Consider the following 25,897-nt stretch of genomic DNA (forward strand, 5'->3'; position numbering starts at 1 on the left):
CACCGGTCAGATCGGCCCGACCGAGGTAGCCGCGGGCCAACTGCGCCCCGGCCAGATACAGCTCGCCCGGCACACCGACCGGAACCTGGCGCAATCGCGCATCGAGCACATACGCACGGGTATTCCAGATCGGCCCGCCCAAGGGCAACGGACCGCCATCGGCATCGGTCACCTCGTATGCGCTGACCTCGACCGCCGTTTCGGTGGGCCCGTACAGGTTGTGCACGCGTGCGCCGGTAATCGCCCGCGCTCGCTGCGCGATCGGCGCGGGCAATGCCTCGCCCGAGCAGAACAGGTGCCGCAGTGTGGGCACATCGAGATCGTCAGCGACGAAGGCAGCGAGCATGGACGGCACGAAGTGTGCGGCCGTTATCGATTCGCGCCGAATCAGATCCGCCAGGTACACCGGATCCTGATGACCATCCGGACGAGCGAGCACGAGCCGGGCACCGACTTGCAGCGGCCAGAAGAGCTCCGGTACTGAAACGTCGAAGGTCACCGGCGTCTTCTGTAGTAGCGTGTCGCTGCTGTCGAGCGCGACATGCGCCGATTGCATCCACAACAGCCGATTCACAATGCCGCGGTGGCTCATCGCGACGCCCTTGGGCCGACCGGTGGAGCCAGAAGTGAAGATGACGTAGGCGGTATTGGCGGCCCGCAGCGGCGCGCGCCGATCCGCATCGGTGACCGGTACGCCCGCGTACCCGGATAGGTCGAGTCGATCGATACGAACCTGCGCAACAGCGATATTCAGATCCAGACCAGCGGTCAGCACGCAGAGCGGAGCAGCGGTTTCGAGGATATGGCCGATGCGTTCGGCCGGATGATCCGGATCCAGCGGGACATAGCCACCGCCCGCCGCGGTGATGGCATACATGCCGACCACCAGATCGATGGAGCGGCGCATGCCCAGTGCGACAAGAGAATCCGGGCCAACACCCTGTGCGATGAGCCAACGTGCCAGCCGGTTCACCCGTCCGGCGAGTTCGGCATAGGACAGCGTTGTGCCCTCGAAGGTGAGCGCGGACGCGTGCGGGCTCCGAGCGACCTGCTCAGCGAATAATGAAGCGAGCGTGTGTGTTTCGTCGATGACGCGCGCCGTGCCGTTCCAGCGGTCCACGATCGACCGTTCGTCGGCGGCCAGCAACTCGATATCGCCGATCCGGGTCTGCGGCGTACCCGCCACGGTGGCGAGCACCCGCCGAAAGCGGGTGACGAAGGCGGCGACGGTCGGCGCGTCGAACAGATCGGTGGCGTAGCGCAGGCTGCCGGTGAGCCCGTGATCGCCGGTGCGTTCGTTCACCACCAGGTGCAGATCGAATTTCGCGGTGGGATCAGGTGATTCGATCGGTTCCACGGTCAGCCACGGCACCTCGAGCGCCCGACTGCCCGCGACAATGCGTGGCGCCGTACCGAAGCTGAACAGCACCTGGAACAGCGGATGCGCGCCGGTGCTCCGGTCTACGGCCATGGCATCGACCAGCTGCTCGAACGGCAGATCGGCATTGGCGAAGGCCGCGAGATCGCCGTCACGCACGCCCGCGAGCAGTTCGGCGAAAGTGGCCGAAGCATCGACCGGGGTGCGCAACACCACGGTGTTGACGAACATGCCGATGAGCGCGTCGAGTCGGCGCTCGCCGCGACCGCCGACGGGCGAGCCGATCACCACGTCATCGGTGCCACTCAGTCTGGCCATTGTCGCCGCGAAGGCCGCATGCACCACCATGAACAGCGTTGCGCCGCTGCGATGTGCGAGTACGCGCAGGGCGGCGGCCAATTCGGGCTCGACCTCGAAATCCACCGCGGCACCGCGATTGGAGGGCTGTGCGGGGCGGGGCCGGTCGGTCGGTAGTGCGAGTTGGGTCGGCATGCCGTCGAGGGCGGCGCGCCAGAATCGCAACTGCTGATAGGCCAGATCGCCCGGCCGGTCCGCGGCGCCGAGCAGTTCGCGATGCCAGAGGCTGTAGTCCGCGTACTGCACCGCAAGCTCATGCCAATCCGGTCTGCGGCTGGTCAATCGGGCCAGGTAAGCGTGCACCAGATCGGTGATCAGCGGTGTCATCGAGAGTGCGTCGGCCGCGATGTGGTGGACAACGAAGACCAGCACGTACTCGTCACCGGTGATGCCGCGCCGGTCGTCGACCCGGTTGACGCTCAATAACGCTACGCGCGACGGCAGTTCGGCCGTCACATCAAATCCGGCGGTCGTGATCGCGGCAATGGCGGCGGTCAGATCCGCAGGTTCGACAGGTGCCGGATTGAGGGTCAGGCCGATATCGGTCGCTGCCAGAATCGACTGGTATGGACCGGATTCACCGTCCGGGTAGATGGTGCGCAGGGATTCGTGCCTGGACAGCACATCGAGCACCGCACGCTCCAGCGCGGTGACATCGAGTCGGCCGGTGAGCCGGAGCACGACCGGGAGGTTGTACGCACTGGCGGCGCCGTCCTGGGTTTCGATCCGGTTGAGAAACCACAGTCGCTGCTGGGCTGGCGAGAGCGGGATGCGGTCCGGACGCTCGCGGCGCACCAGCGGACGTGCCGTCGCACCTGCCCTGCCGAGTTCGTCGACGGCGGCGGCGAATCCCTCGACCGTCGAGGCGTCGAACAGGGCGCGCACCGGGATGCGCGTGTCGATAACCTCCCCCGCCCGCGCGGTGACCTGGGTGGCGTCGAGCGAACTGCCGCCGAGCGCGAAGAAGTCGTCGTCGAGGCCGACTCGTTCCACCCGCAATACCTCGGCGAATACCGCGGCGACCAGACGTTGTGCCGCATTGGTCGGTGCCCGGAAACTCCGCTGCCGCAGCACCGGCCGTGGCAGTGCCTTGCGGTCCAGTTTGCCGCTGGTGTTGCGCGGGAATTCGGACAGCTCGACCAGCGCGGTCGGCACCATATATCCGGGAAGGCGCCGGGCCACCCCCACCTTGACCGCATCCAGATCCAAAGCACTGCCCGGCGTGCGAATCACGTACCCCGCCAGATAGTCGCCGCTATCACCCGCGATCAGCCGTACCGCGGCCTGACTCACCTCCGGGACCGCCAACAGTGCCGTCTCGATCTCGGCGAGCTCGATGCGCTGACCGCGGAACTTCACCTGGAAGTCCATCCGGCCGAGGTAGACGAGCTCCCCATCGGCACTCCAGCGCACCAGATCCCCGGTGCGGTACATGCGCGTACCCGCCGCGCCGAAGGGGTTGGCCACGAAGCGATCCGCGGTCAGATCGACTCGACCGTGATAGCCGCGAGCCAGCTGGTCACCGGCCAAATACAATTCGCCGGGCACCCCGACCGGCACCGGATGCAGTCGCGCATCCAGCACGTACACCTGGGAATTCCACTGTGGCTCGCCGATCGACACCAGCTCGTCGGCGACCGTGACCTCGCGGTAGGTAATGGATACCGCCGCCTCGGTCGGGCCGTACAGATTGTGCAGCGCGGCATCGCTCACCGCGTCGAAGGCCGCGATGGTCTCCGGCGCCAAGGCCTCGCCGATGACGAAAACATCGCGCAGCGAATCGAGTTCGTTCGCCTCGGCATGGGCGGTGAGAACCGCGAGCATCGATGGCACGAAGTCGGTCAGGGTGACGCCGTGGCGGGCAATGGTTTCCGCGAGGTAACGCGGATCGCGGTGGCCATCGGGCGCGGCGAGCAGTAGGGTCGCGCCCGCGCGCAGCGGCAGGAAATAGCCCCATAGCGAAACGTCGAAGGTGGTCGCGGTCTTCTGCATATAGACATCGCCGACGCGCGGCCGATATTCGGCATGCATCCAGGCGAGTTGGTTGGCGATGGCGCGGTGCTCGACCGATACGCCCTTCGGTCGGCCCGTCGAGCCGGAGGTGAAGATTACGTAGGCGGGGTGCTCGGGCCGCAACAGCGCACGACGCTCGCGGTCGGCGATCTTGGCCGCCGAGTATTCCGACAAGTCCAGTTCATCGATATGGTGCAGGCGCACGCTCGGAGGCACGGTCGCGGGCAGGGTGAAACCGGAGCCGCGCATGGTCAGTACCGAATGCGGCCGGGCAGTGTCGAGGATGTGCCAGATGCGCTCGGCCGGATGCTCGGGATCCACCGGCACATAGGCGCCACCAGCCCGCAGCACCGCGTACATCGCGACAACCAACTCGGCAGAGCGCGGCATCGCGAGCACTACCAGCGATTCCGGGCCCACGCCGGTGCCGATCAGTAGGCGCGCCAGGCGATTGGCCCGCTCGGACAGTTCGGCGTAGGTGAATTCGGTGGTATCGGACACCAGGGCAACGGCATTCGGCGTGCGGTGAACCTGGCTGTCGAAGCCTTCGTGCAGAAAGCGATCGGCGACCTTGTGCCCGCTGGCATTCCAGCTGGCGGTGACGTAATCGAGTTCCCCCGCATCGAGCAGTTCGATATCGCCGACCGCGCGATCCGGCTCGGCGGCGACGGTGCGCAGCAGCCGGAGGAATTTGCGGCCGAATTCACGCACGGTCGTGGCATCGAACAAGTCGGTGGCATAGGTGAATTCGGCGCGGTAGCCGGATTCGTCGGCACCTGTATCGGAAAGTGTCAGCTGCAGATCGAATTTGGCGAAGCCGGGATCGAAATCGATCAGCTCCGCGTCCAGGCCGGGCATCGTCAATGCGATCGGCCCGATGTTCTGCATGAACAGCGCGACCTGGAACAGCGGATGCCTGCCTTGGGAACGAGCCGGATTCACCACCTCGACCAGGCGCTCGAACGGAATATCGCTGTGCGCGAAGGCATGCAGATCGCGCTGACGCGCATGGGCGACGAGATCGGCGAAGCTCAGCTCACCGCGGACCTCGGTACGCAGCACGAGGGTGTTGACGAACATGCCGATGAGGTTGTCCAGTGCGCGATCGCCGCGGCCCGCGACCGGGGTGCCGATGGCAATATCGCAGGTGCCGGACAGCCGCGCGAGCAGGACGGCGAGTGCGGCATGGACCACCATGAAGGGCGTGGCCCGGTTGCGGGCGGCAAGCTGGTCGATCGCACGGCGTAGCTCCGCATCGATAGCGAACTGATGGGTCGCCCCGCGATAGGACGCGACGGCGGGGCGCGGCCGATCGGTGGGCAGATCCAGCTGTGCGGGCAGGTCGGCCAGTTCGGTGGCCCAGAATCCGAGCTGGCGCGCGGCAACCGAGTCCGGATCGGCCTCGTCGCCGAGTACCTGTCCCTGCCACAGCGCGTAGTCCGTGTACTGTACGGGCAGCGGCGCCCAGTCCGGCCGGCGTCCGGCGCGGCGGGCCGCATACGCGGTGACCAGATCGCGCATCAGCGGCCCCATCGAGACACCGTCAGCGGCAATGTGATGCACGACGAGGACCACGGTATGGTCCTCGGGTCCGCTGCGCAGCAACCGAACCCGGACCGGGATCTCCTCGGTGACATCGAATCCCTGTACCGCGCTGGCCAATACGGCGGCGGCGAGTTCGGTCTCGGGAATATCGCTCGGCGACAGGTCGAAGGCGGCGTGTACCGGTCGCACCACTTGTGCCGGACCATCGGCGGTCTGCGGGTACACGGTGCGCAGGATCTCGTGCCTGGCGACGAGATCAGTGATCGCCGCGGACAGCGCGGTGACTTCGAGTGCACCGCGTAGCCGCAGCGCGACCGGAATGTTGTCCACGGCGGCGGTATCGAAGACATAGGTGGATTCGATGTGCGTGCCGAATCGGTTGAGAAACCACATGCGCCGCTGCGCCGGGGACAGCGGAATGTGCTGCGGTCGTGTGGCTGCCGTGAGGGCCGGTCGTGCGACTCCGGTCCGTGCCAGCCCGGCCAGCGCCGCTACCGTCGGGCGGTCGAAAAAATCGCGGACATCGACAGCAATGCCGAGTGCGGCCCCGATTCGGGCAATGGCGCGGGTGGCCATGAGCGAATTGCCGCCGAGTGCGAAGAAATCGTCGTCCGCGCCGACCCGGTCCAGCTCCAGCAGTTCGCCGAAGATCTCGGCGACGGCCGCCTCGGCCTCGGTCGATGGTGCCCGGTATGCGGCCGCGTCCGATCCGAATACCGGTTCCGGCAGTGCGCGCCGATCCAGCTTGCCATTGGCATTGATCGGCATTTCGTCGAGAACCTGCACCAGCGACGGCACCATGTAGTCCGGTAGGTCCCGGCGGGTGGATTCCAGCACCGCAGCTGGATCGAGAGTGACGCCACGGTCGGCCACCACATAACCGACCAGATGATCGCCGCCCGCATGCCGATGCAGCAGCACCGCGGCTTGCGCGACCTGCGCATTGCGTAGCAACGCCGCCTCGACCTCGCCGAGTTCGATGCGCAGCCCACGCAGTTTCACCTGGAAGTCGATGCGGCCCAGATATTCCAATTCGTCCGGGCCGCCGTCGCCCGCGGCACGCCAGCGGACCAGGTCGCCGGTGCGGTACATCCGGTCACCCCGCGCACCTTCGGGATTGGCCACGAAGCGGTCGGCCGTCAGTCCGGGACGAGCCACATACCCGCGGGCCAGTTGCGCCCCCGCGAGATACAGCTCACCGACGACGCCACTTGCCACCGGCCGCAGATTGTCATCCAGCACCAGCAATTCGGTGTCGTCCGCGGGTGCACCGATGGGCACGGTCGTGCTATCAGCGGCGGTGACTTCGTGCGCGGTGACATCGACGGCGGCCTCGGTGGGGCCATACAGATTATGCAGTGTCGCACCACTGATATCGCGGAAGGCAGCCGCGGTGGCAGCCGGTAGCGCCTCACCGGAGGCGAAGACCAGCCGCAAGGTTCGTGCCGCGCTGTCGATCTGCGGTTCGGCCACGAATACCGCGAGCATCGAAGGCACGAAATGTGCGATGGTAACCCGACGTTCGGCGATCGTGCGCGCCAGATATGCCGGATCACGATGACCATCCGGTGCCGCGATCACCAGCCGCGCGCCGACCTGCAATGGCCAGAAGAACTCCCACACCGAGACGTCGAAGGTGAACGGCGTCTTCTGTAGCACCACATCGTCGCCGCGTAGTCGATACAGCCGTTGTCGCCACCGCAGGTTGGTCACGATCGAACGGTGCGATACCGCAACGCCTTTCGGGCGTCCGGTCGAGCCGGAGGTGAAGATCACATAGGCGGTATTGTCTGCCGAGAGCCGCGGGCCGTCATGATCCAGCGACGTCATCGCCTCGGCGGTGTCGAATTCATCGATCCGCAGAACCCGGATATCCGGCCCGAGTTCGGGCTGGTCGTGGGTCGTCGTGAGTACCAGGACCGGTGCGGCGACCTCGAGCACGTACCCGATGCGTTCGGCCGGATGCTCGGGATCGATCGGCACATACGCACCACCAGCCTTCAGAATCGCGTACATGCCGACCAGCAGGTCGAATGAGCGTCGCACGGCAAGCCCCACCAGACTGTCCGCGCCGACGCCCAGGTCGATCAACCGCCGCGCGAGGGCGTTCACGCGTCCGTCGAACTCCGCGTAGGTCAGCGTCGCACCCGCGAATTCCAAGGCCACCGCGTCCGGGGTCCGGCGCACCTGCGCGTCGAATTCGCTGACCAGGGTCTCGATCGGCGCGAATACCGACGGCAGCACATGGGCCGCCGTCATCAGGGCGTCATCGAGCAATTGCTCGAGCACGGCGCCGAGTGCGCCGTCTCCCGACTCGAGCAGGGCAGGAAGTTGACCGGAAACCACCACCGATACCAATGCGTCGGCACCGAGACCGCCACCCATGGCCTCGTCCAACACCGTGATCTCGGTGGCCAACGCACCGTAGGTGATCGTGATCCCGTCGTGCCGCAGGGCGACCCGCTCCGGATCCAATTCGGCGACCTTATCGATCAGGATGGGTAAGTCATCGAGTCCATATGCCCGGCGCAGCGCCGAGTGATCGTAGGCGGCACGGCGATTGCCGAGTTTGCTGAATGCGACCGATTCTGCCTTGGACATCAGCGGATTCCTTCCGAATCGAGTGCCAACCCCGAGTTGGCGAGCACGGCCCGCGCCTCGGTGTGCAGGGTCCGCAGCACCGCGGCGAGACCACTGCCGCCGAGGGCGGCCAGGAGGCCGGGCACCAGCCCGGCGAGGGCGATATTGACCAGCGCTTCCGGTTTCGCGGTCGCGCCCATGGCCTTGGCGACCGTCGCGAGCTTGGCGGCCAGCTCGCCGTAGGTCACCGTATGCATGTCATGGGTAAAAGCCACTGCACCGGAATCGATTTCGGCGGCTGCCGCGATCAGCGCGAGCAGACTGTCCGGCTGTTCGACTCCGGTACGTGACCGTTCGTCGGTACCGCGAATGTCGATGGCGCGGATGGCGATGGCCGGGTCGGCCGCGACGACCTCGAATATTCGAAGTAGCCGCTCGGCGAACAGCCGGACCGTCGCGGCATCGAAAATGTCGGTCGCGTAACCGAATCGCATATCCAATCCGGCCGGCGCACCGGCCGCGTCGAACAACTCGATGCCGGTGAGCTGCACATCGTATTTGGCCTCCGCCAGCGCGAGATCGAGCACCTCGACCTCGAGGCCGGGCAGTGCGACGTGGCCGGACGGCATGTTCTGGAAGGTGAACAACACCTGGAACAACGGCGTATACGCACTGGACCTGGTACCCACGGCGTCGACCACCCGGTCGAACGGCACATCGGCATGCGACAGTGCCGCGATATCGCGATCCCTGGCCTGCCGAAGCAGATCCGCGAAGCCGGTGCGTGCGTCGACCTCGGTGCGCAACACAACGGTATTGACGAACATGCCGATCAGATCGTCGAGCGCACGTTCGCCACGCCCCGCCACCGGTGCACCGATCGCGATATCCGCGGTGCCGGAGAGCTTGGCGAGCAGGACCGCGAACGCACTGTGGATCAGGGTGAACAGCGTCGTACCGTGCGCACGGGCGACGGTCTCCAGCCGTCCGGCGAGCTGCGCGTCGACCTCGAAATCGACCGTGGCACCGCGCATATCCCGACGCGCCGGCCGCGGTCGATCGGTCGGCAACGGAAGTACCTCGGGCAGGCTTGCCAATTCCGTTGTCCAATAACGGAGTTGCCGAGACAGCAGACTGTCCGGATCGCGGTCGGAACCGAGCACCGCGCGCTGCCACACGCTGTAATCGGCGTAGTGGATCGGCAATGGATCCCAGTCGGGCGCAGTGCCCGCGATCCGGCTGAGGTAGGCACGCATGAGATCCCGCGTCATCGGTGCGATCGAATAGCCGTCGGCGCTGATGTGGTGCAGCACCACCACCAGCACGTGCTCGTCGACATCGGTGCGAAACAATGCCGCGCGGACCGGTGGTGCGGCGGTGATATCGAAACCGGTGGCAACGAATTCGGCGATGCGCGCGTCGATATCGCCCGGTGCCACGTGGATCGGTGCCAGATCGACTGCGATATCGGCAACTTCCAGCACTTGCTGCACCGGTTCGGGCTCGGCATCCGGGTACCGGGTGCGCAGGGTCTCGTGGCGTTCGATCACATCCAGGATCGCCGCGCGAAGTGCGGCTGTATCCAGTGCGCCGATCAGGCGCAACGCTGCGGGAATGTGGTAGGCCGAAGAGTCGGGGGCGAGCCGATTGACCACCCACATCCGCTGCTGTGCCAGCGATAGCGGGGCGGGTGCGGTGCCGGATCGCCGGGTGAGCGCGGGCCGGGCATCGGCGTCGCCGAGGTCGGCCAGTCGCGCGGCGAGCAGCCCGGCAGTCGGTGCATCGAATACCGCGGCCACCGGCACCCGCACGCCGAGCGCCGAACCCAACTGCGCCGCCAACCGGGTCGCCAGCAGTGAATTGCCGCCGACCGCAAAGAAGTCGGTATCCAGCCCGACCTGCTCCGCTCCGGTTACCGCGACGAAGGCGGCCGCGACCAGGCGCTCGAGCTCGCTGATCGGTGCGCGGAAAGCGGCGGCGGCGAATGTCGGCTCCGGCAATGCGGCCCGATCGACCTTGCCATTGGCATTGAGCGGCAATGACTCCAGCACGACGATCGCGGCGGGCACCATATAGATGGGCAGCTCGGTGGCCACCGCCGCACGCAATGCACCGGCCAGTTCACCAGGTGCCGTCGATTCCGGCACCGCGACGTAGGCGATGAGCCGAGCTCCGGCGGGCTCGTCGTTGCGCGCCACCGCGACCACGGCGCGCACCTCCGGCAGCCGCAGCAGCGCGGCCTCCACCTCACCGAGCTCGATCCGGAAGCCGCCGATCTTGACCTGGAAGTCGGCCCGCTCCAGGTACTCCAGCGTGCCGTCCGAACGCCAGCGGACGATATCGCCGGTCCGGTACATCGTGGTTTCCCCGCGGCTGGCGAAGGGATCCGCCACAAAGCGCTCGGCCGTAAGCGACGGCCTACCTTGATAGCCACGCGCCAATTGCGCACCGGCCAAATACAACTCGCCGGGCACACCCACCGGAACCGGTTGCAGTCGTACGTCGAGCACGTAGACCCGACTGTTCCAGGCGGGCGCGCCGATCGGCACGATATGGGTCGGGTCGGCATCGACTGCGAAAGCCGTGATCGACACCGCCGCCTCGGTCGGGCCGTACAGGTTGAACAGTCGCGCGCCGGAATGTCCGGCCCGACGACGGAATTCGATCGCGGTGGCGGGCGGCAGCGCCTCACCGATGGCGAGCACCTGCCGCAGCACATCCGGTAGCGGGGCATCCGATGCCGCGAGCAGCATGCCGACCAGCGACGGGACGGCGTGCAGTGTCGTCACCGCATGTCGTTCGATCAGCGTCCACAGCCGGTCCGGATCGCGTTCGGTGCCGGGCTCGGTCACCACCAAGCGACCGCCCGTCGTCAGGACCGACCAGAACTCCCATATGGATAGGTCGAAGGTCGCCGGAGTCTTGAGCAACGCACTCGTGTGCGGTCCGAGTGCGAATCGGTCACGCAGCCAGGACAACTGGTTGACGACCGCCGCGTGCGACATAGTGACGCCTTTGGGCAGTCCGGTCGAGCCGGATGTGAAGATCACATATGCCGGGTGCTCCGGCCACAACGGTCGCACCCGTTCGCCATCGGCAATCGGAGTCGCCGCATAGTTGGCCAACTCGAGCCGATCTACTTCCATTGTGGGAAGCGCTGTTTCGATGGGCAAACCGTCGTGTGAGGTGGTGAGCACACACACCGGCCCGGCAGTCTCGATGACGTACGCGATCCGGTCGGCCGGATGATCCGGATCGATGGGCACATACGCGCCACCGGCCCGCACCACCGCGTACATGGCGACAACCAACTCGACCGAACGCCGCATGGCGAGCACAACGGTCGTTTCCGGGCCGACCCCGTCCGCAATCAGCTTGCGCGCCAGCCTGTTGACCGCCGCGTCGAATTCGGCATAGGTGAGCACTGATTCCGTGCTCGCATCGATCAATGCGACCCGCTCCGACGTCAGTGCGGCCTGAGAATCGATGAGATCCGCCAACGTCGCAGCGGCCACCGGATGCGCGGTCCGGTTCCACTGCTCGAGCAACCGCGCACGCTCTGCCGCGCCCAGCAAATCCAGCCGACCCACAGCCGTATCCGACTGGACAACAATCGATTCGAGCACTCGCAACAGCTGATCAGCCATCCGCTGCGCACTGGCGGACTCGAACAGGTCGGTCGCGTACCCGAGCGCGAGATCGATACCCTCGGGCGCACCATCCGCACCGTAGTGATCGACAGCGAACAGATGCAGATCGAATTGGGCTACCCCACTGTCGAATTCGATCTTGCTCACCTCGAGCCCGGGTAGCTTCAGTTCGCCGCGCTCGTGATTCTGGAACGAAAGCCCGACCTGGAACAGCGGATGCCGCGCCGTGGATCGTTCCGGATTCAGCACCTCCACCAGGCGCTCGAACGGCACATCCGCATGCGAGAAGGCGGCGATATCGGCAGCCCTGACCCGCTCGAGCAGTGCATCGAAGTTGGCACCGCCATCGACTCGAGTCCGTAATACCAGGGTATTGACGAACATGCCGATCACATCGTCGAGTTCGGCATCGCCGCGTCCCGCAATCGGGGTGCCGACTGCGATATCCGAACTGCCGGACAGCCGAGCGAGCAATGCCGCGAACGCGGCATGGACCACCATGAACAGTGTTGCACCGCTGCGTCTTCCGAGCATGACAAGCGCGCTGTGCAAGCGCGCGTCGATCGCGAACTCCACCTTCGCGCCGCGCAGACTCTGGCGCACCGGTCGCGGGTGATCGGTGGGCAGGGCCAGCTGATCGACCAAGCCGTCCAATGTCCGGGTCCAGTACGCGATCTGCTGCGCCGACAGCGATTCGGGCTCATCCTCGCCGCCGAGCAGCTCGCGCTGCCACAGTGCGTAATCGGCGTACTGCATGGCGGGGGGCGTCCAGCCGGGCGCGCTGTCATCCAGGCGCGCGCGGTAGGCAAGCATCAGATCGCGGACAAATGGCGCGAGCGAGGATCCGTCCGCGGCAATGTGATGCAACACCGCCGCCAATACGTACTCCGCGCGCCCCGCGATCCGGAACAGCCGCATCCGCACCGGGATATCGACGGTCACGTCGAACGTGGTGGCGGCCAGCTCCCGAATCCGTTCCGGCAGTCCGACTTCGGGGATATCGATCGGATACAACGACGGAATCGCCTGCGCGACCTGCGCAATCAGCTGGGTCGCCGTACCGTCCACCTCCGGATACCGGGTCCGCAGCGACTCGTGTCGGCCGATCAGATCCGCGACCGCGGCTTGTAGCGCCGCGATATCCAATGCGCCGGTGAGCCGCAGCGCCACCGGAATGTTGTAGGCGATGGACTGCTGGTCGAACCGATTGAGAAACCACATCCGCTGCTGGGCCGGGGAGAGCGGAATCCGGTCCGGACGTGCGCCGGCCACCAGCGGGGGCCTGGTCGCGGTGTAGTCGCTCGCGGTGACCGCGGCGGCGAGGTCGGCGACCCGCGGCGATTCGAACAGCGCGCGCACGCCGACGGTGCACCCGAGCGCGGCACCGATGCGGGCCGCGGCCTTCGCGGCCAGCAGGGAGGAACCACCGAGGGCGAAGAAGTCGTCATCCGCACCGACATCGGCCAGCCCGAGTACATCGGCGAAGGCTCCGGCGACAATCTCCTCGACGAACGTGCCGGGCTTGCGGTATGCGGTGCCCTCGAACACCGGAGCGGGCAGCGCCGCCCGATCGAGTTTCCCGTTGACGGTCAAGGGAATTCGATCCACCACCAGGATCGCGGCGGGCACCATGTGCTCGGGCAACCGGCGCGCGAGTTGCTGTCGCAACTCCGCGGTGTCGATCACGTCGGAACCGACCACATAGGCGACAATGCGGAGCTCATCCACCAGATCGCTGCGCACGACCACCGCCACCTCGCGCACCGCCGCGCTCGCCGCCAGCAGCGCCGCCTCGATCTCGCCCAGCTCGATGCGGAACCCGCGCAGGTTCACCTGTTGATCGGCCCGGCCCAGGTACTCCAACTCGCCGTCGGCCGTCCATCGTGCGAGGTCACCGGACCGGTAGGCCAGGGCACCCGCCTCGGCGTACGGATCGGCCACGAACCGGCTGGCGGTGAGCGCGGGCCGCCCGAGATAGCCACGCGCCAACTGACCACCGGAGACATAGATTTCGCCGGGTACACCGACCGGCACCGGCCGCAGGCGCGCATCGAGGACCCGTACGACCAATCCGGGTACGGCGCCACCGATCACACTCGCCGAGCCGATGTCCGCCTCGATCGGCCGATAGGACACATGCACGGTGGTCTCGGTGATGCCGTACATATTCACCAGTCGCGGCGACCGCGGGTGCCGGGCGAACCAGCCGCCGAGTCGCTGCGGTTCCAGCGCCTCGCCACCGAAGATCACATAACGCAAGGCGAGTTCGTCGGGCGGCTCGGCGGCGATCAGTTGATAGAAGGCCGACGGGGTCTGGTTCAGCACCGTCACCCGCTCCGCCGCGAGCAGTTCCGCGAACTGCTGCGGTGAGCGTGAGGTGTAGTAGTCGACCACCACGAGTGTGCCGCCGTGCAGCAGCGCACCCCAGAGCTCCCAGACCGAAAAGTCGAATGCGTAGGAGTGGAACAGCGTCCAGACATCGGCGGGACCGAAATCGAAGCGACACTGGGTGTTGTCCAGCAGTCGCAAAACATTGCGGTGCGGGATGACCACACCCTTCGGTTGCCCGGTGGATCCGGAGGTGTAGATAACGTAAGCCGTATGCGCCGGATTCAGCGGCGCGCGGCGCTGCGCCCCGGTGATGGCGGAGGAATCGATCGAACCCCGATTCGCGGCGGCGATATCGAGCACCGGCCCACCGAACCAACCGGGTGTCAATTCGGTTGCGGTGCTGGTGATCGCGCAGATCGGGCGTGCATCGTCGAGCACATATTCGATCCGATCCGCCGGATAGTTCGGATCGATCGGCAGATAGCCACCCCCCGCCTTGATCACCGCGACCAATGCGACGACCAGTTCCACCGACCGCGGCAGCGCCACCGCCACCAGCGCTTCCGGTCCGACCCCAGCCGCGATCAGCCGCCGGGCCAGACGGTTCGACCAGGCGTCGAGTTCGGCGTAGGTCAACGATCGGGTGCCCGCACGGACCGCGACGGCCGTCGGATCGAGTGCGGCGGCCAGCGCGAATCGCTCGGTCAGCGTGGCCGTCTCGGTAACGTAAGTCCCCGTCGGAGTGGACCATTCGTGCAGCGCCCGATACTGTTCCTCGGCGCTGAGCAATTGGATATCCCCGACCACCACCGTGGCATCGGCCGCAATGGCGGCCAGCACCTGAGTGAGGCGGCGACCCAGCACCGCGATCGTGCCCGCATCGAAAAGGTCGGTCGCATAGGTGATCTCGATATCCATGCCATCCGCACGACCATCGGCGTCATCGGATTCGGCCACCGTGAACTGGAGATCGAATTTGGCCGCCGCCGCATCGAATTCGACCGGACGCAGCACGAGATCGGCGAGTTCGAGCGACGGCAATGTGAAGTTCTGGAAGGTCAACGCCACCTGGAACAGCGGGTTCCGGTTCTGGGCGCGCGTCGGCGCGATGACCTCGACCAGCCGCTCGAACGGCACATCCGCATGCGAAAGCGCGTCGATATCCTGTGCGCGCACAGTATCCAGCACGGTCTCGAAGCGCGCCCTGGTATCGATGTGGGTACGCAATACCAGCGTGTTGACGAACATCCCGACGAGCCCGTCCAACGCGGCATCACCGCGACCCGCGACGGGTGTACCGATCGCGATGTCCTCGCTGACCGACAGCCGGGACAAGAGGACCGCGAGCGCCGCATGCATCGTGCTGAACAGCGTCGTCTCCCGCTTGCGGGCCAGTTCGCGCAGTTCACTGTGCAGATCGGAGTCGATGCGGAGCCGGTGGGTGGCACCGCGATACGACGAGACGGCGGGGCGCGGCCGGTCGGTGGGCAGTTCCAGTTGTTCGGGCAGACCCGTCAACGCACGCCGCCAGAAGGCAAGCTGCCGGTGTGCCCGCGACGCCGGATCCGCGTCGTCACCCAGTATTTCGGCCTGCCATAGCGTGTAGTCGACATACTGTGCGGGCAATGCCGCCCATGTGGGCTCGGTGCCATCTCGACGTGCGGCGTAGGCGGTCATGAGATCGAGCGCGAGCGGTCCGAGCGAGAATCCATCGGCCGAAATATGGTGCAGCACCATGGCAAGCACCGCATCACCAGCGCTGACCGCAAACAGACGGGCTCGCAGTGGTAGCTCGGTGGTCAGATCGAACGGTGTCGCCACGAAGGCGCGAAGGTGCGCCCCGAGTTCGGCTTCCGTGATCAGCTCTGGCTGCAACGCCGGAACAGCCTGCGCCGCAGCGATAATCATTTGCTCCGCACCATCGGGACCGTCGGGATAGACCGTCCGCAACGTCTCGTGCCGCGCGATCACATCCGCCAGCGCGGCAGTCAACGCTTCCATATCGAGATCACCGGTGAGCCGCAACGCGACGGGAATGTTGTCGACGGCACCCGCCGGATCGTCGGCCAGGAACCGGTTGAGAAACCACATGCGCCGCTGCGCCGACGACAGCGGAATCCGCGCTGGTCGCGGGCGCGCGGTCAACGCGATATAGCCGCGGTCCTCATGTACCTCGGTCGCGGCCGCCAATGCCGCAACCGTCGATGCTTCGAACAGCATCCGCACCGGCAGCCGCATATCCAGCGCCGCCCCCAACCGCGCGACGACCTGGGTGGCGTTCAGCGAATTTCCACCGAGGGCGAAGAAGTCATCGTCGAGGCCGACCAGCTCGACATCCAGTACCTCCGCGAAGGTTCGGGCAACGATTTCCTGGGTCGCCGTGACGGGCGCACGGAAAACAGCCGCCTCGAATACCGGGGCTGGCAGGGCCCCGCGATCCAACTTGCCGGAAGCATTGAGCGGAAATTCATCGAGTACGACGAACGCCGACGGCACCATATATGCCGGCAGTTGCCCGCGCAGAGCGGATTCCACGGCATCGGTATCGACCCGCGCTCCGGCCTCCCCGACGAGGTATGCGACCAGTTGCCGCCCATCCCGCAGCACAACCACCGCCTGCGCGATGGTAGCCACGGCGGTGAGCGCGGATTCGATCTCACCGAGTTCGATCCGCAAACCACGCAGCTTGACCTGGAAATCCGTGCGTCCCAGATACTCGAGCACCCCATCCGAACGCCAGGCCGCGAGATCCCCGGTCCGATACATCCGTGCACCATCGCCGAACGGATTCGCGACGAACCGATCACTCGTCAGATCCGGTCGTCCGAAATATCCGAGCGCCAATTGCGCACCGGCCAAATACAATTCGCCCGCGACCCGGGCCGGCACCGGACGCAACCGAGCATCGAGGACATAAACCTGGGTGTTGAATACCGGCGCACCGATCGGCACGGTATCCACATCGGCCGCGGTGACCTCATGGCTGGTGACATCCACCGCCGCCTCGGTCGGGCCATACAGATTGTGCACCGCCGCACCGGTCAGCTCACGCAGCCGATGCGCGGGCTTGGGCGCCAATGCTTCCCCCGATGCGAATACCAGCCGCAGCGAATCACAGTCGGCCGCTGCGGGTTCCGCGACGAACACCACCAACATCGACGGCACGAAATGCGCGACACTGACTCGCTCGCGCCGAATGACCCACGCCAGATACGCCGGATCACGATGCCCATCCGGCTTCGCGACCACCAAACGCGCCCCGACCTGCAAGGGCCAGAAGAACTCCCACACCGACACATCGAAGGTGGCTGGTGTCTTCTGCAGCACGACATCATCGACGGTCAGCGGGTAGGTGTCCTGCATCCACACCAGACGATTGACGATCGCCGCATGCGAAACCGCGACGCCCTTCGGCCGCCCCGTCGAGCCGGAGGTGAATATCACGTACGCGGCATGGCCCGACACCAGGGAGCCGAGCCGATCATCGTCGGTTACCGGCGCATCCGAGTAGTCGGAGGTGTCGAACAGATCCACATCGAGCACCGTCCACGCGCGCGAACGTTCCTCGGCGCCGAGATCCAGCCCATCACCCGTGCGGGTCAGCACACACACCGGACGCGCCGACCGCAGCGTCTCGGTGATTCGCTCGGCCGGATGCTCCGGATCCACCGGAACGTAGGCACCACCCGCGGTGAGCACCGCGTATATGGCCACGACCAGATCCAGCGATCGCCGCATGCCGATGGCCACCGCGGTATCCGGACGAACACCGATCGACACCAGCGGTCGCGCGAGCCGATTCACCCGACCCGCGAATTCCGCATACGTGAGCGACTCATCCTCGAAGGTGACCGCAATGGCATCCGGCGTCCGCGCGACCTGCGCCTCGAACAGCGATACCAGCGTCGCGTCGGAATCCACTGGATGCGTTGTCGCATTCCAGCTGTCGAGGATCAGCGCCCGCTCGCGGGCATCGAGCACATCGATATCGCCGATCAGCACGTGCGGATCCGCGATCGCATCGAGCACGCGACACAGCTGAATCGCGAACGCCGCAACTGTTCGCGCATCGAACAGGTCGGTGGCGTACTCGAAAGTCGCGGCCATCCCCGCCGGAGCACCGGCCGCGTCGATGGTCTCGGTCAGCGTCAGTTGCAGATCGAATTTCGCCGTCCGCGTATCGATATCGAGCACCGAGGCCGCGACCCCGGCCAGCTCCAGGCTGGTCTGGGCGGTGTTCTGAAAGTCGAGCATGACCTGGAACAGCGGATGCCGTGCCGCGGAACGCTCTGGATTGAGTACCTCGACCAGCCGCTCGAACGGCACATCGGCGTGTGCGAGGGCGCGCAGATCACCGTCGCGGACCGCGGTGATCAAGTCAGCGAAGGCAAGTTCCGGTCGCACATCGGTGCGCAGCACCAGGGTGTTGACGAACATGCCGACCAGCCCGTCCAGCGCGGCGGCACCGCGACCCGCGACCGCGGTTCCGATCGCAATATCGCGCTGCCCGGCCAGTTTCGCCAGCAGCGTGGCGAAGGCCGCATGCAGCACCATGAACAGGGAGGCGTTCGCGTCCTCCGCCACATCCCGCAGCCGCCGATGGATCGCGGCATCGATGGTGAAGGCGTGGCGCGCACCACGACCCGACGCGACCGCGGGACGCGGCCGATCCCCCGGCAGGGCCAGCACATCGGGCAGATCGGCCAATTCAGTTGACCAATAACGGATCTGCTCGGCGAGCAGGGAATCAGGATCGTCCTCGGCACCGAGCATTTCCCGCTGCCACAGTGTGTAATCGGCGTACTGCACCGGCAGCGCCACCCAGTTCGGCTCCGCGCCCGCGCGACGCGCGGCGTAGGCGGCCATCAGATCCCGAGTGAGGGGTGCGATGGACCAACCGTCCGCGCTGATGTGATGGATGGCGACAACCAGCACATGCTCGGTCGCGGTGCGCAGCAAGGTGAGTCGAACCGGCGCCGCCCGATCGATCGCGAAAGGCATTGCCGCCACCGCTCGAACCCGGTCGATCAAATCCACCGCATCGACCGGCTCCGGCACCAGCGAAACCGCATTGCGATCCACCGGCAGCACTTCCTGCTGCGCAATGCCGTCGACCGCTGGATATCTGGTGCGCAGCGCCTCATGTCTGGCGATGACATCGCCGACCGCATCGGTCAGCGCGCCGAGATCGAGCGTGCCGACCAGTCGCACCGCGGCCGTCAGATTATTCGCGACCGAGGCGGTATCGAACTGATTCAGGAACCACATCCGCTGCTGTGCATAGGACAGCGGCACCACCTCGGGCCGGGCCTGCGCGACCACCGCCCGTCGGCCGCGCGCGGTCCCCGAATCGGGCAGATGTGCGGCCAAAGCGGCCACCGTCGAATGCTCGAACAACAGCCGCACCGGAATATCGGCAGCGACCACCGCCCCGATCCGCGCGGCAATCTGCGTGGCGACCAGGGAGTTTCCGCCCAGCGCGAAGAAGTCGTCGTCCAATCCGACTCGGTCGAGACCGAGCACCGCCGCGAATACCTCGGCAACCGCATGCTCGGCCGCCGTGCCGGGCGCCCGAAACGTCGTCGCGGCCAGCACCGGATCGGGCAATGCCTTGCGATCCAACTTGCCCGAACTGGTCAGCGGCATTTCCGCAAGTCCGGCATAGGCCGTCGGCACCATGTACGAAGGCAGCACAGCGCGCAGCCGCTGTCCGAGCACCTCGGCCAGCTTCGCCTCTGGAATAGCGGCGACCACATAGGCGACCAGCAGCTCACCCGCGGCATGCGCGAACACCCGAACAGCGGCCGCACGCACATCGTCGGCGGCGACGAGCGCCGCCTCGATCTCACCGAGCTCGATCCGCTGCCCCCGCAGCTTCACCTGAAAGTCACTGCGTCCCAGGAACTCCAGATCCCCGGCACGATTGCGCCGAACCAGATCACCCGTCCGATACATCCGGGCTCCAGCCGGGCCATACGGATTTGCCACGAACCGCTCGGCGGTCAACTCCGCTCGACCGTGGTACCCGCGCGCCAGCTGAACACCGGACAGGTACAGTTCGCCGACGACCAGATCCGGCACCGGCCACAACCGGGCGTCGAGCACCAACACCTGACTCGAATGCACCGGCCGACCGATCGGCACCGCCCCGGGCAGGGCAGTATCGACCGCGGCATAGGTCGCGTGCACGGTGAATTCCGTTGGGCCGTATAGATTGTGCAGCTCGGCCCGGCACACCGCGGCGAAGCGGGCCGCGGCTTCACCGGTCATCGCCTCACCCGCCACGAAAACCACACGCAACGACGCGATCTGGGCGATTCCACTGGCATCGGCGAACATCGTCAGCATCGATGGCACGAACGAGGTCATCGTCACCCGCTGCGCCGCAATGGTCGCGGCCAGATACGCCGTGTCCCGATGCCCGTCATGCTCGGCGACGACCATGCGCCCACCGCGCGCCAATGGCGCGAACAACTCCCACACCGACACATCGAAGGTCGCCGGAGTCTTGAACAGCACCACATCGTCGGCCCCGATGCCGTATTCGTCGGCAATCCAGTCGATCTGATTGACCACCGAGGCATGCTGTACCGCAACACCTTTCGGCTTGCCGGTGGATCCGGAGGTGAAAATGACGTACGCCGTATTGGTCGCCCGCAAGGGACGCACTCGGTCCATATCCCGCACGGGTGCATCCGAATAGCCCGAGCAATCCGAGGCATCGACCACCAGGACCGACTCCGAAGATCCAGTCGCCCACCCGTCATCGGCCCGAGTCAGCACACACACCGGCCGAGCCGCGGCAAGAACGTGCGCACGCCGCGCCGCCGGTTGATCCGGATCCACCGGCACATACCCGCCACCCGCGGTCAGTACGGCATAGGCGGCGACAACGAACTGCACCGAACGCCGCATACTCAGCACGACCAGCGCCTCGGGCCCGACCCCGGCGGCAATCAGCCGACGAGCAAGCCGATTCACCTGCCCCGAGAACTCGGCATACGTCAGCGCACCGTCCCCGTCGACCAGTGCGACCGCCTCGGGCGTCCGCCGCGCCTGTGTCTCGAATGCGGCCAGCAGCGTGGCGGCACTGCTCGACGACTCGGCGATTCCGCAGTGGATCGCGCGCTGCCGACCAGCCACGTCCAGCAGCGGCAGATCCCCCACCACCAGCTCGGCATCGATCACGATCGCGCGCAGCAACCGAACCAACCACTGCGCATAATCCGCGATGGTGGCTTCGTCGAATAGATCGGTGGCGTAGGTGAATTCCGCCCGGATCCCCGCCGGTGCCGGACCTTCCCCGAGTCCGGCACCGGCGAAGCCTTCGGTGACCGTGAGCTGGAGATCGAATTTGGTCACTCCGGTCTCCAGCGTACTGGTGCAGACCGACAAATCGGGGAGTTCGAAGGCGATGTCGGAAGCATTGTCGAAAGCGAGCAATACCTGGAACAGCGGATGCCGCGCTTGCGAGCGCGGCGGGTTGATGGCATCGACCAGCTGCTCGAATGGCAATTCGGCATGGCCGAAGGCCGCGAGATCGGTCTCCCGAACCCGAGCCAGCAGCGCGGAGAAGGGAGCGGCGGCATCGACGACGGTCCGCAGCACCAAGGTGTTGACGAACATGCCGACGAGGTCGTCCAGCGCCCGTTCACCACGTCCGGCCACCGGCGTGCCGATCACGATGTCGTCACCGCCGGACAGCCGCGAAAGCAGCACAGCCAGCGTGGCATGCAGCACCATGAAGTTCGAAACACCCTGGGCACGCGCAAGTTTCACGACTTCGGCATGCACGTCACCCGGAATTTCGAACCCGAAGACCGCACCCCGCCCGGATGCGACGGCGGGCCGGAACCGATCGGCGGGCAGTTCGATCAGATCGGGTGCACCGGCGAGCGTGGCCGTCCAGAACTCCAACTGCCGGGCCGCTGGCGCATCCGAATCCGCCACGGAGCCGAGCAGTTCATGCTGCCAGAGACTGTAATCCGCATACTGCACCGGCAGCGGCAGCCATTCCGGCGCATTGCCAGCATGCCGGGATCGATACGCGGACATGACATCTCGTGCCAAAACCCGCAGCGACAGGCCATCGGCGGCAATGTGATGCAGCACCAGCGCTAGCGCGCAGTCGTCGTCGTCGAGCAGAAAAACCCGTGCGCGCATGGGTATTTCACGTTCCAGATCGAATCCGAGCGCAGCGAACCGGGCCAGCTCGTCATCCAGGTCATCCGCGCCGATCGACTCCGGCTCGCCCACTACGGCAACGTCGTTCGCGGACAATACGACCTGCTGGGCCGCCACCCCCTCCGATACCGCGGGGAAGATCGTGCGCAGCACCTCGTGCCGATCGACCAGATCGGCCAAGGCCAGCCGCAACGCGGAAATATCGACCGCACCGCGCATCCGCACCACGAACGGCATGTTGTAACCGGCGCTCGCGGTCTCGAACCGGTTGAGGAACCAGATCCGCTGCTGCGCCGGAGATAGCGGAACCAGCGGCGGCCGGTGTCGCGCCCGCAGCCGCGCGAGCACCGGTCCGCCACTGGATCCACCCGCCCGCTCGATGAGTTCGGCGAGTGCGGACACCGTGGTAGCGGTGAACAATTCGCGAACCCCGAGCCGACAGCCCAGTTCGGCGCCCAACCGCGCCGCGACCTGGGTGGCTACCAAACTATTGCCGCCGAGCGCGAAGAAATCATCGTCGCGCCCGATCCGATCGTGTCCGAGCACCGCACCGAACACCCGCGCGACCACGGCCTGCACCGGCGTCACGACCTCGGCGTATTCGGTCGAGATTCGCTCGGGCGCGGGCAGCGCGGCCCGATCCAATTTGCCGGAGGCATTGACCGGCAGTGCGTCCAGCACTACGAACGCGGCAGGCACCATGTATGCGGGCAACGCGCGCAATGCCGCGGTGCGCAGATGGGCGACAGACACCGTGCCGGGCTCGGATTCGACCACATAGGCGACCAGCTGCTCGCCCACTCCGGCGTCATCGCGCACCACGACCACCGCGCGCACCACCGAATCGATGGCCCCGAGTACGGCTTCGATCTCGCCGAGCTCGATCCGCAGCCCGCGCAGCTTCACCTGAAAGTCGGTGCGGCCCAGGTACTCCAGTTCACCGCGGGTGGTCCAGCGGACCAGATCACCGGTGCGGTACATCCTGATGGCCGACCCGAACGGGTCCGCGACGAACCGATCGGCGGTGAGCCCGGGGCGGCCGAGATAGCCACGGGCGAGCTGTACCCCCGACAGATACAGCTCGCCCGCAGCTCCGACCGGTGCCGGCCGCAACCGCGAATCGAGCACGTAGAGCCGGGTATTGAAGACCGGCGCGCCGATCGGCACCGAGAGGGTATCGGTATCGGTCACTTCATGGAAGGTGACGTCGACCGCCGCCTCCGTGGGACCGTACAGGTTGTGCAGCCGTACACCGGTCAGCACCCGCAGTCGCTGTGCCAGCGCGGCGGGCAGCGCCTCACCGGACGCGAAGACGGTGCGCAGCGTCGTGCGTCCGGTGAACTCCTGCTGTACCAAAAATACTTCCAGCATCGACGGCACGAAATGCGCTGTTGTGACTCCATATTCATCGATCGTGGCACGGAGATAGTCCGGATCACGGTGGCCGTCGTGCTCGGCGAGCACCAACTGCGCCCCGATCTGCAAGGGCCAGAAGAACTCCCACACCGACACATCGAAGGTGGCCGGCGTCTTCTGTAGTACGACATCATCGGCCGACAACCGATACTGCTGCTGCATCCACACGAGCCGATTCACGATCGCCTCGTGGGTGACGACGACCCCCTTCGGCAGCCCGGTCGACCCCGAGGTGAAGATGACATACGCGGCCTGCCCTGGCCGCAGTGCGGCGGTGCGTTCCCGATCCCAGACCGGACCATCCGCATAGTCGGCGAGATCCAGCCCACCGAGCCGAATCACCGGCACCCCGACCAGCTCGGTGGCATCCGTTGTCAGTACACATGCCGGTTGCGCGGTGGCCAGAATGTGCGCGGTGCGCTCGGCCGGATGATCGGGATCCAGCGGCACATACGCCGCACCCGCGGCAAGGACCGCGTATATCGCGACAACCAGCTCCGGCGACCGACGGATATCAACCGCGATCAGCGTCTCGGGTCCGACGCCGAATCCGATCAGATGCCGTGCCAACCTATTGCTGCGCGCCGCGAGTTCCCGATATGTCAGATCCGGCACACCCGCGAACCGCACCGCAACCGCATCCGGCGTCCGCGCGACCTGCGCCTCGAACAGCGAAACCAGCGTCGGGGCACCGGCAACCACCGCGGGCACATCGAAGTCGGTCGCATTCCACATCCGGGTGCTGACCTCGAGCTCCAATTCGGTCGCTACCGCCACCGCGGCCAGCGGCGTATCGACCTCGGTGGCCACCAACCGCTCCAGATACCGCACGAACCGCCGGTGATGGCGCGCAATGTCGTCGGCGGCATAGAGATTCGGATTCACCTCGAAATCGATGTGCACGCTGTCGCGCTCGCCGTAATAGACATTGAGGCTCAGATCCTCCACCGGCCCGGTGGACAACACGTGGTACCGGCCGACCGCATCGCCCAGCGTCAGCTCGCTGCCGAACAGCATGATGTTGGCCAGCGGACCGAACAGCGCACGGCGCGCGGGCCGCCCGTCGTGCTCGGCATCGCGGCGGATGTCTTCGTGCCGATACCGCTGGTGCCGCAGCGCACCCGCCACCTCGACACGCATCGCCCGCAGCAGCTCACCCCAGGTGCCGTCGACCGGAAGCCGCAGCGGCACGATATTCGACAGCATGCCCGCCGACCGCCGCATCAGCGCGGTGGTGCGCGCCGTCACCGGCAGGCTCAGCACCGCCTCGTCCCGATCGGTGAGCCGCCCGAGATATCCGGCGAAGGCGGCGAGCAGTACCACCGCGAGCGTCGAATCCTGGTTCGCCGCAAGCGTATTCATCCGATCGACGAGCACGTCCGGCAATACCCGGCCGACGACCAGATTGGTCGCCGAGCGCGGCGCCGTCCGCCCTTCCAGGCTGGTCGCGCCATCGAGCCCGGTCACCCGCTCGGCCCAGTGCGCCCGGTCGGTCTCGAAGCGCGAGCTGTCCCGGTAGGCGAGTTCACCATCGACCAGTTCGGTCAGCGCACCTGGCTGGACCGCCGGCGGCTCGGTGCCGAGCACCCTGGCGGTATACAACTGCGCCGCCCGCTGTGTATTGGTCAGCGCGCCGTACCCGTCGAGCACGATGTGATGCGCCCGCAAATACCAGAAGGTCCGCTGGTCCGCGACACGCAGCACGGCACCGGCGAACAGCCGATCGGCCAGCATATCGACCGGCGCGCTCGCATCCGCGCGCATCCATTCGTGCGCCGCGGCCACCGGGTCGGCGTGTTCGCGCAGGTCGATTGCCTGGATATCGACGGAATTCGCCGGATCGACGCGCTGGTGCGGCACACCGCCGGATTCGCCGAGCCGCACCAGCACCGATCCGTATTCCCGCGCCGCGATGACCGTTACCTCTCGCAGGATCGCGGTATCCAGCACGCCGGGCACGTCGACGTATTGGGCCACATTGATCGGCACATCGGGATCGAGCAGTTGCGCGTACCAGACCCCCAGCTGTGCCGGTGCGAGTGGAAACGACTGGTCCCGCGGTGCGTCCGATAAGCAGTCACTCGCCAAGGGCGCGGCCCCGTCCGGTCGGGCCCCATCCAACTCCGTACCGTGCACCAGAGCCTCCTTGTTCGGCGTAAAACAGCAGACCGAACGCTTTCAGGCAGCACGAATAAGCCTCTGCGGCAATGTTGTTCAGCGTTGCCACATGGCTTCGACGCCACCACAAGATGATTCGGCGAATGCGCGGGGCATGACGACACCCACGCGGGATCGGAACAGATTGCGCCCGCTCGCGCCTAGCTCTTGATCGCTCCTCCAACTTCGCTGCCGCGGTGCGGGCGCCGCGGCGGTGTCAGCTACATCACACGGATGTGATCCGCATTGCGAACAGTAGGCGCTTCGTTGATAAAAAGGAACTTTT

At 66.3% G+C, this 25,897-nt stretch carries 2 protein-coding genes (1 of these 2 running past the window's edge); both read right to left on the reverse strand.

Annotated elements, in window-relative coordinates; genetic code table 11:
- Positions 1-7,894 carry the 5' end (the start) of a non-ribosomal peptide synthase/polyketide synthase gene (locus AB0L63_RS03205; protein ID WP_364493691.1) on the reverse strand. The gene continues 17,381 nt to the left of window position 1, outside the view, so only the first 7,894 of its 25,275 coding nucleotides appear in the window; it begins with the start codon at positions 7,892-7,894; its stop codon lies off the left edge, out of view.
- Positions 7,894-25,590: a non-ribosomal peptide synthase/polyketide synthase gene (locus AB0L63_RS03210; protein ID WP_364493693.1), complete on the reverse strand. Its 17,697-nt coding sequence runs from the start codon at positions 25,588-25,590 to the stop codon at positions 7,894-7,896. Before AB0L63_RS03210 ends, AB0L63_RS03205 begins: the two co-directional genes overlap by 1 nt.
- Positions 25,591-25,897: the final 307 nt, after the last annotated feature.

Source organism: Nocardia sp. NPDC051990, from assembly GCF_040680755.1.
In the GTDB taxonomy this organism is placed as follows: domain Bacteria; phylum Actinomycetota; class Actinomycetes; order Mycobacteriales; family Mycobacteriaceae; genus Nocardia.